This is a genomic window from Dyadobacter arcticus (assembly GCF_011762185.1).
In the GTDB taxonomy this organism is placed as follows: domain Bacteria; phylum Bacteroidota; class Bacteroidia; order Cytophagales; family Spirosomataceae; genus Dyadobacter; species Dyadobacter arcticus.
Window position 1 is genome coordinate 1,107,214 of sequence record NZ_JAASQJ010000001.1, and the last position, 11,883, is coordinate 1,119,096.

Consider the following 11,883-nt stretch of genomic DNA (forward strand, 5'->3'; position numbering starts at 1 on the left):
ACTCTAATTGCCAACATCAAACCAAATCGTCATTTCCGATGCGCCACGGTTTGCCCAGGCGTAATAGGGGATTAATGTTACACTTTCCGATTTTAATGTATTTATTCCTCCCAACATTCCTTTTTCAAATTGGGAAGTAAATGATTGGGCCGGTTTAATGATAATCCCAAGCGCCTTTCCATGATTATCATGTCCCTCGGCGCAATAAAGCACCGGGCCTTTTTCAATAGCGACTTTACCTTTGTCGGCTGCAATGTTTTCATTGGGTAGTACCTGGTGAACAGGCATATCTAAAATCAAACTGATAACATCTCCTTTTTTCCATGCACGAGATAATTTCAGGTAACCTTTGTCTAATATAGCTTCTGTTTTCTTTCCGTTGATTGAAACCAAAACCGGTTTGATTTTCTTGTCTGCATAAGTATATAGTCCTCCGGGAATAGCCTCACCAGTTGCCCAGCCAGGAATGCGGATTGCGATGGGAAAAGTGGCCGTTTTTTCAGGCACTACCGAGATTTTGATATTTCCATCCCAAGGGTAATTCGTATCCTGATCTATTTTTACCGGAACATTATTGACATTCAATGTCGCTTCATTGTCGGCAAACAGGTTGATAAACAACTCATTTTCCCTTATTGCATAGATATACGCAGGCATGGATGGTAAAAAACGGGATACATTGGTCGGGCAGCAGGCGGTACCAAACCAGTCATGTCTCACAGCACCCGAACCACGGCCAAAATCATTGACTCCATTCGATGCCATGGGATTTACATAAAAGAATTCATTTCCTTTCACTGACATTCCTCCCAGAAACCCATTGTAAAGTACCCGTTCAAAAACATCCATATATTTGGATTCGCCCGTATAGAGGTACATTTTATGGTTCCAAAGCATATTGGCGACTGCAGCACAAGTTTCGGCATATGCATTATCGTTTGGCAAAACATAGGCTTTATCAAATGCCTCTCCATCCTCACGGGCACCCACGCCGCCTGTGATGTATTGCTTTTTATAAGTAGCATCTTCCCAGATCCGATGAACGGCGGCACTGTATTGCGGATCATGTTGCAAGGGCAACATATCCGCGACCGCCGCATAGAGATATTGCGCCCTCACTGCGTGCCCCGCCGCTTCTTTTTGCCACACAAAAGGTACCTGATCCTGAAAATAGGAGGGTCCAAGTTTGTGTTCATCGAGATATAAAGTGCGCTTGTCGGACCGGCCGCGCATATCTATGAAAAATTTGGCGAGATCCAGATAATCTTTCTTGCCTGTTACCCGGTGCAAACGGATCAGTGCAGTTTCGATTTCTTCATGTCCTGGAACCACTACTAATTGGCCGGGTTTTGTTCCAAAAGTTTTAACAAGATGATCGGCATTCTTGATTGCAACGTCTAGCAAAGTCTTTTTGCCGGTCGCTTCGTAATGGGCAATGGCTGCTTCATAAAGGTGCCCCACATTGTAGAGCTCATGGCTGCCGTTTTCGAAAGAATAGCGATAGGGGCCTGCAATCCAATCATATGCACCGGTTGTGTCTTTATTAATAGTCCGGATTGTGTACAAATAGCCATCCGGTTCTTGGGCTGCTGCAAATAAAATGATCAGACTGTCGAGATAACGATCGAGTTTGGGATCGTACTGATTTTGAAGCACATATGCGGCTCCTTCCACCACTTTGAAGACATCGGAATCATTAAATCGCACCCCTTCAAATTTGCCTTTCTTCAATCCGCCTGCCACCGCAAAATTGTTTATCCTGCCGGACTCTTCGCAATGATGAAGTACGTGGGGAATCATCACGGTCCGGGCTGTTTCCAGCCTGTCATGCCAGAAACCTTGTGTCGTTTTTACATTTTTAAGCGGAATTGGCGTGATCTGGTCTTGTTGTGCAGAAAGAAATTGAGAATGAATGCAGAATAAAAACAGGATCAGGTATGGACGCATCAGGAGCGGAAATTGAATGAAATGCTAACTACTTAAGTGACTCGCTTCCAAAAAATATGCCAAATGAGCGTCTGATGGCATTGACCGGAATAATGTTCGATTTACAAGCCGTATTTTTCCATTCTTCTGTAAAGCGCCGCGCGACTTAGCCCCAATTCCCGGGCAGCATCGGTAATGTTACCATTGAAACGTTTCATGGCTTTCAAGATCATTGTCTTTTCCATGTCTTCCAAGTCAAAACCAGTTGCAGTGGTAGGCTGGCCACCGGAACTTTTGAGGAACAGGTCGTCGGGTTGCAGCGTCCTTTCCTGCGAAAGGATCACGGCGCGTTCAATGGCATGCTGCAATTCGCGGATATTGCCAGGCCAGTTGTATTGCTGCATTTTCTTGATCAATGCGCTGCTAATATCGTTGACAGGCCGGTTGTACTTTTTTGCGTATTGTTTTAGATAGAAGTCGGCCAATGCGCCAATGTCCTCCGGGCGCTCACGTAAAGGAGGTAAGTCGAGTTCGATGGTATTAATGCGATAAAGTAAATCCTGGCGGAAGACCTTTTCAGCTACCATTTTTTCAATGTTCATATTGGTCGCGCAGATCAGCCGCACGTCCAGCGCAATGGGCTTATTGGATCCAACGCGTGTCACTTTTCTTTCCTGAATAACTGTCAGCAGTTTGGCTTGCAGGGATAATGTTAGGTTTCCAATCTCGTCCAAAAATATAGTACCGCCTTTTGCTTCTTCAAATCTGCCCGCGCGGTCTTCCTTGGCATCGGTGAATGCGCCTTTCACATGCCCGAAAAGCTCACTTTCAAAAAGTGATTCGCTCAATGCACCCAAGTCGACAACGACAAATGGTTTATCAGAGCGTTTTGAATGTTGGTGTAAGTGTTTGGCTAGCTGCGTTTTACCAGTTCCATTTTCGCCCAAAACCAGCACATTGGCGTCAGTTGAAGCGACTCGCTCGGCCGTTGCCAGCACTTGACGCATGATATCGCTGGAAGCTACAATGGTATCTGAGGTGGATTTGCTTTTCTTTCCGTCGTCTTTGGACTTTTCTTCCTGCACCACGGCCACCTTATCCTTTCCTCCTTCGAGGGCCACACTGATCGTCGCCAGCAGCTTGTCATTTTCCCAGGGCTTTAAGACGAAATCAATCGCTCCCGATTTTATCGCACGGATCGCCATTTCGATATCTCCATAAGCCGTGATCATGATCACTTTTGCCAGCGGGTTGATATCCAGAATGCGGTCGAGCCAATGAAAACCCTCCCGGCCGCTGTTGACATCACGGGTAAAGTTCATGTCCAGCAAAATCAGGTTATAGTCGCCGTTTGTGACCAGAAATGGCAGTTTTTGAGGGTTTTTCTCAATGTCCACCGCTTTTGCATGACGCTTTAAAAGGAGTTTTGCGGCGCTGAGAACGTCCACATCATCATCAATGATCAGGATTTTGGCTTCGGAAAGTTGCATGGCTGTTTTAGAATTGCCGCTGCCTTCAGGCAACGGTTATAGAATAAGTGGTAAGATAGCAGATATGATTTGAAGTTTATTTTATAACAAGCTAAAAAGTGACTATTTTACCTCTTCGGGACATAAAAAAATCCTGTCCGCCGCCGAACAAAATTGTCCGATAACGAACATTACAGGCGGTTTTAAATTCAGTAAACGAATTGATTTTCAAGCTTTTATACGCTAACCATGACTTTGGCATAAGGATTGGATAAACATTAGCAAAGTATAAAAGCGAAATCAATTACGAACATATAATGGAAGTCAAGACACCTAACACAACAAGCAGCAACGGGTTCACCCCCGGCTCTTCGTCTATGGACAAAATTAAACCGAAGAAATTCTGGACTACTCAGCGAATTGGTATTATTGCTGGTAGCACATTACTGGTCGCTTTTTTAGTATATCAATTCTTTTTTGCCGATAAACGCAGCAAGCTCAACGTAGAGCAGGACAAGCTAACGGTATCGACTGTGGCACAGGGCAAATTCGACGAATTCATTGTAGTTACCGGGGTAGTTCAGCCTTTGAAAACAATTCAGCTGGATGCGATCGTAGGTGGATATGTTACCGAGAAATTGATAGAAGGTGGTAACATGGTTAAACAAGGCGACATTCTGCTGCGTCTTGAAAACCAGAATCTGAAATTAAGCTTCCTCCAATCAGAAACGGAAGCGAGCCGACTGGTTAATGACTTGCAAAATACTCGTCAAAGTCTGAAAATAGCCCGTTTTACGCTGCAAAAGACATTAAGCGATCTCGATTTTCAGATTGATCAGGCAAAAGATGCGCATGATCGTAATACCAAGCTTTATAAAGATAAAGTGATCCCTGATGCGGATTACCTGAAAACCAAACGTGATTACGAGAAACTGGTAAAACAGCGCGAAATCGAAATCGAATCGCAGAAATATCAGGAGGAGAATGCTAAAATGCAGATCACGCAATTGGAGAAAACATTGCTCAGCACGCAGAAAAACGTTGCGCTTTGGAGACAAACATTGGATAACCTTGTGGTTAAGGCACCGGTTTCAGGATTACTGTCATCCATGAATGTAGAGGTAGGATCGAATATCAATCAGGGCCAGAATATTGGTCAGATCGATGATTTGAATGGTTTCAAAATGCGTGTCAGTGTGGATGAACACTATATTTCAAGGATATTCTCCGGCCTCACAGGTTCCATGGAATTCAATGGCAAAGACTACGCCCTTAAAATCATCAAAATTTATCCTGAGGTACTGAGCGGCAGATTCGAAGTTGATATGGATTTCGACAAAGGAGCGCCAGAATTGATCAAAAGAGGCCAGTCGGCACCGATCCGTGTGCAGCTTGGACAACCTTCGCAGGCAACATTGCTTCCCGTTGGCGGATTCTTCTCTGAAACAGGCGGTAACTGGGTATATGTACTCTCGGAAGACGGAAAACGCGCTTCGAAACGCACCATCACCCTCGGCCGCAAAAACCCAGAATTCTTCGAAGTCCTCGAAGGCCTGAAACCCGGCGAAAAAGTCATCACAAGCTCATATGAGAACTTTGGGGATAATGAGGTGCTTGAATTTTAGATGAAGGGAGAAAAGGGATTAAAGGGGGAGAAAGGGACGATGGGGAGGAAAGGGAAGGAGGAGCGTTGAGTGAGTTGGCTTTCCTGGGAGAGAATATTAGAAGTTTGATTCCCTTGTTTGATTAGGTTTTGAATCATCGCTGATAAAAGACGGCTTTTGGATATTAATTCATTCCCTTTTTCAGAAGTAACTAAGCCTATACCGATGGCAATATAGATTTGAGTTCTTAATTCACCTGACGATCCTTTTGCAATTCTAAGAAACCTGATAAACTCCTTATTGGAATGACGTTCAAAACCCTCGGCAATATTGGAAGGAACAGAAACAGAGGCTCGACACATTTGGTCTTTGATGCCAAAATCTTTACAGCCGCTAAGCATGTCATATACAAGGATGGATAATGATAGGCCATCCTGCCAAACTTTTAAATCTTCAAATTTTTCAACTTTTGACATAACAAATTGGATTGGTGATAGAATAAGGGTAATGATATAAAATTTATCCCTTTCCTCCTTCCCCCCTTTCCTCCCAAACTTTAAAAAACAATGATTAAAATTGCCAACATGCATAAGGTATTTTCTACGGAAGAAGTAGAGACCACGGCCTTGAATGGGATTGACATGGATGTCAGAGATGGCGAGTTTGTAGCGATAATGGGTCCTTCCGGTTGCGGAAAATCCACATTGCTGAACATCCTCGGATTATTGGATAATCCAAGCGAAGGTTCGTACGAGTTCTACGGGACCGAAGTTGCTAAAATGTCCGAGCGCCAGCGCGCCCAGATCCGTAAGGGAAACATTGGTTTTGTGTTTCAGAGCTTTAACCTGATCGACGAGCTGACAGTTTATGAAAACGTGGAACTTCCATTGCTGTATCTGAAAACCCCTCCGGCTGAAAGAAAAGAAAAAGTAGAAGCTGCGTTGACGCGCATGAATATGATGCACCGCCGCAACCACTTTCCACAGCAACTTTCAGGTGGTCAGCAGCAACGTACTGCCATTGCACGGGCCGTTGTAGCTACACCAAAAACAATACTTGCGGATGAGCCAACAGGTAACCTTGACTCTAAAAACGGGGAAGAAGTTATGAACCTGCTCAGCCAACTGAACGCAGCCGGGACCACCATTTTAATGGTAACGCACTCACCATACGATGCAGGTTTCGCCCACAGAATTGTTAATTTGTTTGATGGTAAGATCGTTACTGAGAAAGTGCATGTTTAGGAGGTGACAAGCTTTTAGCTGTTAGCTATTAGCTTTTTTTGCTGATATAGAACTTATATTATGTAATCGGAAACAGCTAACTGCTAACAGCTCAAAACAGCTATGAAAAAAATCCTTACTATTCTGCTGGTTGGCGTTGGTACGCTGGCCATTGCCCAAAAGAAAAATAATCCAAGCAGGAGCATTGACGACGACGGGAAGACTTTATCCATTCGGGTTACGGGTACGACCAATGGTAAGATTGCGCAGCCCTGTCCGCCAAAACCTTGTTCAGCAGCGGCGGCTGTTTTTTATTCGGACGAAAACGAGTCTCAGTTGGTTTCGGTCGAACGGGAGTATCAACCCAGCAAGTCTTCTGCGGAAATAAAAGAGTTCGTTAAGCAGGTCAAAGTGAATGCGGATGCAGGTGAGATGTACCTGCGATACAGTTTTATCAGGAATAATGAGGAATTTATTTTTGAGAAAACCGCGGATATATCCGGCAAATCAGAGGCTCAGCGCCAGCGCATTGTCGATAATTTCGAAAGTGAAATAGAGCTGCCTGGTAAAGGGATTGAAATGTAACTGACAACAAAATGCTGAAAAACTATTTGAAGATAGCGTGGAGGAACCTTGCCAAAAACAAGGTTTTTTCTTTCATCAACATTCTCGGCCTGACCATCGGGACTACCTGTTGTATGATGATTTTTCTTTATATCATGAATGAATTTGGGGTCGACAAATTCCATGCTGATAAAAAGAACATTTACCGGGTAATGCGCGGTTTTGATATGAATGGGACTAAATTATCAGTCCCTTATTTGTCCGGCCCCTATGCTCCCGCACTTCTGAACGATTATGCAGGGTCTATCAAAAAGGCGGTCCGGGTGATGCACAATTATGGGCTTGTTACATTGGGGAATAATTCTTTCAATGAAAAGAAACTATACGTAGTTGACTCTAACTTCTTTTCATTTTTTACATTCCCGCTTGTTTCCGGCAACGCCGCTACGGTTTTAAAAGACCCGGCCAGCGTCGTTTTGACGGAGACAGCAGCAAAGAAATATTTTGGTAACCAGGATCCGATCGGCAAGATAGTGGAACTGGATAAATCGCTGAAATTAAAGGTTACTGGTATTGCAAAAGATGTCCCGTCCAACTCCCATCTTGACTTTGACATGGTCGTTCCGATTTCAAATTACGCGAACGAGGAATGGATCAAGATCTGGATCAATAACAACAATTTTACTTATGTCTTGCTGAACGACAATGTTCAGAAAGCGTCTTTGGAAAAAAGCTTTCCAAAATTCATGGATAAGTATATGGGGAAAGACTTGGCGCGTTTCGGTGCAAAAATGGATCTCTCGCTCACACCCATGTCTGATATTTATTTCGAACCACATTCTGCTTTTGACAATGTCAAACACGGCGACAAGAAAGTGGTTTACATTTTCCTTTCCATTGCAGCCCTAATCCTGCTGATCGCCTGTATCAATTTCACCAACCTATCTACCATCCGGGCGGTTGAACGGTCGAAGGAAGTTGGATTGAGAAAAGTGATGGGTGCCTTACGGAACCATTTGGTATATCAATTCATTGGAGAATCTGTGCTGATCACGCTGATATCATGCTTGCTTTCATTGGGCCTTTTGAAAGTGCTCATGCCTGTTTATAATCACTTACTAGGTTATAGCCTTACCATTTCCTGGAATGCTGCGCCGCTTTACTTATTCCTGGTCGGGGTGATCATTTGTGTTGGCTTTCTGGCTGGTAGCTATCCTGCCGTTTTCCTTTCCGGATTTACCCCCATACAAGCTTTAAAAGGCAAGCTGAAGCTGGGAAAAGGAGGATCTTTTTTCAGACAGACGCTTGTGGTGGTACAATTTAGCATCTCGGTTTTTCTGGTCATTGGAACGATCATTATCATGAGCCAAATGCGCTATGTCAAAAATATGGAACTGGGTTATAACCAGGAACATAGTATCGTTCTGCCGGTTAATAATGATATGTATAATAACAGGCAGGCGTTTAAAAACGAACTTGAGAACCTGGGCAGTGTAGCCTCGGTGTCGTATATGTCGGGAGAACCCGGTGGGTTTTTTGACATGCATACATTAAAAGCGGAAGGACGGAACGATCTGGTCTGGAAGACGCGTACTGAGTTTACAGATTTTGATTATGTCAAAACGTTAGGACTGAAAATAATAGCGGGTAGGGATTTTTCAGGAGCATTTTCTACGGATACCACCGAAGCCGCATTGATCAACCGCACCGCTGCAAAATCGCTGGGTTTCACGCCTGAACAAGCCATTGGTAAATGGGTGCAAAATACGATCCGCGATGACAAAAAAAGGCGGATTGTAGGTGTCATAGAAGATTTTAATTTTCTGTCATTAAAAGAAAAAATGGATGCGCTTGTCATTACGCCAAATGATGATCATCGGGTAGTTGTGATCCGGCTGAAATCGGGAAATGTCACTGCGGCACTGGCGGAAGTCAAATCCGCTTTTGCCAAAATTTCAGCTTCCTATCCTTTTGAATACACATTTCTTGATCAGAAATTCGATGAGCTTTATAAAACGGATATTCGGCAGCAGACCATTCTGAGCATTTTTGCCGGACTGGCCATCTTCATCGCTTGCCTGGGATTATTTGGTCTGGCATCATTCACGGCCACCAAGCGTACCAAAGAGATCGGCGTAAGAAAAGTATTGGGATCTTCGACTCAAGGCATTGTTGTGCTGCTGTCCAGGGAATTATTGAAACCAGTGATTTTGGCTACCTGCGTGGCGATTCCGGCTGGTTATTTTGCTATGAACAGCTGGCTGCAAAATTTTTCATACCGTACGCCGATGCACTGGTGGATTTTCGCCGTTGCGGCAAGTCTTACAATAGGAATCGCATTGTTCACCATCAGTTTCAAAGCAATCAGGGCCGCATTGATGAATCCAGTGACGTCGTTGAGGAGCGAATAAAAATGTAAGTAGGGAAGAAGGGGAAGAAAGGAGGAAAAGGAGGAGGGATAAAAGAAAAAGAATAAAAAACCTCCCTCCTCCCACTCCTCCCTCCTCCCTTTTCTCCCTCCTCCCTTTTCTCCCTTTTTTCCCTTTTTTATCCATGCTAAAAAACTACCTAAAAATCGCCTGGCGGAACATTCGTAAACAGAAATTTTACTCGTTCCTGAACATTTTCGGCCTTTCACTGGGATTGGCCAGTTGTCTGCTCATTACGCTTTATGTGGTGGATGAGTTAAGTTTCGACCGCTCGTTTGATCATGCTGATAGGATTTACCGCGTTAATTCCGACATCAGGTTTGGCGGGGCGGATATGAAACTGGCCGTTGCGCCTGATCCGCTGGCGTTCACGATGATGAAGGATTATCCGCAAGTCGAAGCTGCTACCCGGTTGCGGGAAGATGGCAGCGCGCTGGTCAGGCGTAATGGCTCGACGGAAAATTTAAAGGAAGAATTGGTCGCCTATGCAGATTCAACCTTTTTCAAAGTCTTTTCCGTCCCGCTCGTTTCGGGTGATGCCAGAACGGCTTTGACAAATCCGAATACGATGGTCATTTCCGAACGGGATGCCAAAAAATATTTCGGTTCAGAAAACCCAATGGGGAAGACGTTGCTGCTTGATAATGAGAGGACTTTCACGATTACCGGGGTGATGAAGAACATTCCTGATCACTCCCATCTGTCCGACCTGCATATGATGCTGTCCATGAGTACCAATCCGGATAGCAGGGATAATAATTGGGGGAGCCATAATTTTCTGACATATTTTCTTTTGAAGGAAGGTGTTGACCAGGCGTCGTTTGAAAAGCATTTTGATACGGTGATTGAAAAATATACCAGTCTTTGGGTGCGACAGATCATGAACGCTACCATGGCAGAAATGAGGAAATCGGGTAGCTATATCAAATATTCGCTCATTCCTTTGACAGATATCCATCTTCATTCCGATCGTTCCGCAGAGATCAGTACCAACGGGAACGTTCAGTATGTCTATATTTTTGGCGTCGTTGCGATTTTTCTTCTGGGCATCGCCTGTGTCAATTTTATGAACCTGGCAACAGCGCGGTCCGCCAACCGTGCCAAAGAAGTAGGCGTCCGGAAAGCATTGGGCTCGAAACGTTCATATCTGGTCGGGCAGTTTTTGACGGAAGCCGTTATGCTGAGCTTTTTGTCGCTGATTTTTGGAATTATACTGGCGTACGCTACTTTACCGCTTTTTAATAATCTCGCCAGCAAACAGATCATCTTTCCATTTGGAAGCGGCATATTCTGGGCTATTGCGGTATTGACAGGTATTTGCGTCGGCTTATTGGCCGGGAGCTATCCTGCATTTTTCTTGTCGGCTTTCAAACCGTTAACGGTATTAAGGGGAGCCATTGAACACAATGGCAAAGGTGGTTATCTGCGTAACTCGCTGGTTGTCTTCCAGTTTATGGTCTCCGTCATGCTGATTATCGGTACCGGTGTGATTTATAATCAATTGAATTACATTCAGACAAAAAAACTGGGTTTTGAAAAAGATCAGGTTTTGATCGTGAAAAACGCATACGCGCTTGATACAAAGGCGCGGGCTTTCAAAGATGAAGTTGCCCAAATGCCTAATGTGAAACGCAGCACATTATCTAGTTTCTTACCCACGCCTTCGTCCAGGACAGATAATACATTCTTTCCGCAAGGACAACTGCAACAGGACAAAGGGATTAATATGCAAAAGTGGGCGGTTGACTACGATTATATAAAAACACTTAACCTTAAAATGAAATTGGGAAGGGCATTTCAGAAAGATTTTCCTTCTGATTCTTCTGGTATTATCATCAATGAGACTGCTGCCAAAATACTAGGATATGCGAATCCAATCGGCAAGCAGATCTACGACTTTGAATTCAATTCAAATAAAAAAGACAAGACGTATACTATATTGGGTGTGGTCAGCAATTTTCATTTTGAGTCGCTGAGGAAGAATATCGGGGCGTTGAGCCTGACTCTTCAACCTAGCTACGGGTTGGTAGCCATCAGTTTAGAAGGCGGAAATTACATTAATACCATTAACCAGGTTCAAGCATTATGGAAGCAAATGGCGCCCGGACAGCCATTCAATTACCGGTTTATGGATGAAGATTTTGATAACGTTTACCGTAGCGAGCAGCGTATCGGGCAGATTTTCATCACGTTTGCCGTTATTTCCATCTTAATCGGTTGCCTTGGGCTTTTTGGATTGTCGGCTTATACGGCAGAGCGCCGCACCAAGGAAATAGGGGTACGCAAAGTTTTGGGAGCCAGTGTTTCCAACATTGTGGCGCTTCTTTCAAAGGATTTTCTGAAACTGGTCCTGCTATCCATCGTTATTGGCAGTCCGATCGCCTGGTACGGCATGAACACCTGGCTCAAAGAATTCGCCTATCACATCGACATCGCCTGGTGGATGTTCGCCCTGGCGGGATTACTAGCCATCGTCATCGCATTATTGACAGTTAGTTTTCAAAGTATCAAAGCAGCACTGATGAACCCGGTGAAATCGTTGAAAAGTGAATAAAAGGGAGGAAGGGGAGGAGGGAGGAGGGAATTTATTATTGCTTAACCTTTCCTCCTTTCTCCATCTACCCTTTCCTCCCTTCTACCCTTTCCTCCCTTTTCCCTTTCCCCCCTT

At 44.3% G+C, this 11,883-nt stretch carries 8 protein-coding genes; 5 read left to right on the plus strand and 3 right to left on the minus strand.

Annotated features, from left to right (window positions below):
* Positions 1–3: 3 nt before the first annotated feature.
* Both FHS68_RS04750 and FHS68_RS04755 read right to left on the minus strand, forming a co-directional pair.
* A complete protein-coding gene (locus FHS68_RS04750; protein WP_167267688.1) occupies positions 4–1,947 on the minus strand; it encodes a glycoside hydrolase family 127 protein in 1,944 nt (647 codons plus the stop codon).
* Positions 1,948–2,048: 101 nt separating this feature from the next.
* The gene (locus tag FHS68_RS04755; protein WP_167267689.1) at positions 2,049–3,416 is read right to left on the minus strand and encodes a sigma-54-dependent transcriptional regulator; all 1,368 of its coding nucleotides are present in this window, start codon (positions 3,414–3,416) and stop codon (positions 2,049–2,051) included.
* Positions 3,417–3,772: 356 nt separating this feature from the next.
* Between FHS68_RS04755 and FHS68_RS04760 the strand changes: the two genes are divergently transcribed.
* Entirely contained in the window at positions 3,773–5,020 is a 1,248-nt protein-coding gene (locus FHS68_RS04760) for an efflux RND transporter periplasmic adaptor subunit (RefSeq protein ID WP_167267691.1), read from the plus strand.
* Here FHS68_RS04760 and FHS68_RS04765 read toward each other — a convergent pair.
* The gene (locus tag FHS68_RS04765) at positions 5,017–5,475 is read right to left on the minus strand and encodes a four helix bundle protein (protein WP_167267693.1); all 459 of its coding nucleotides are present in this window, start codon (positions 5,473–5,475) and stop codon (positions 5,017–5,019) included. The genes FHS68_RS04760 and FHS68_RS04765 overlap by 4 nt on opposite strands.
* A 90-nt stretch (positions 5,476–5,565) precedes the next feature.
* Here FHS68_RS04765 and FHS68_RS04770 point away from each other — a divergent pair, with 90 nt between their 5' ends.
* From FHS68_RS04770 to FHS68_RS04785, 4 genes are all read left to right on the plus strand, one after another.
* A complete protein-coding gene (locus FHS68_RS04770) occupies positions 5,566–6,243 on the plus strand; it encodes an ABC transporter ATP-binding protein (protein ID WP_167267695.1) in 678 nt (225 codons plus the stop codon).
* A gap of 102 nt (positions 6,244–6,345) precedes the next feature.
* Positions 6,346–6,807, plus strand: coding sequence for a hypothetical protein (locus FHS68_RS04775; RefSeq protein ID WP_167267697.1), 462 nt, complete (start codon positions 6,346–6,348; stop codon positions 6,805–6,807).
* 11 nt (positions 6,808–6,818) lie between these two features.
* Positions 6,819–9,197, plus strand: a complete 2,379-nt coding sequence (locus FHS68_RS04780) for an ABC transporter permease (protein ID WP_167267699.1) — start codon at positions 6,819–6,821, stop codon at positions 9,195–9,197.
* 142 nt (positions 9,198–9,339) lie between these two features.
* On the plus strand, positions 9,340–11,769 hold the full coding sequence (locus FHS68_RS04785) for an ABC transporter permease (RefSeq protein ID WP_167267701.1): 2,430 nt from the start codon (positions 9,340–9,342) through the stop codon (positions 11,767–11,769).
* The last annotated feature ends 114 nt before the right edge of the window (positions 11,770–11,883 follow it).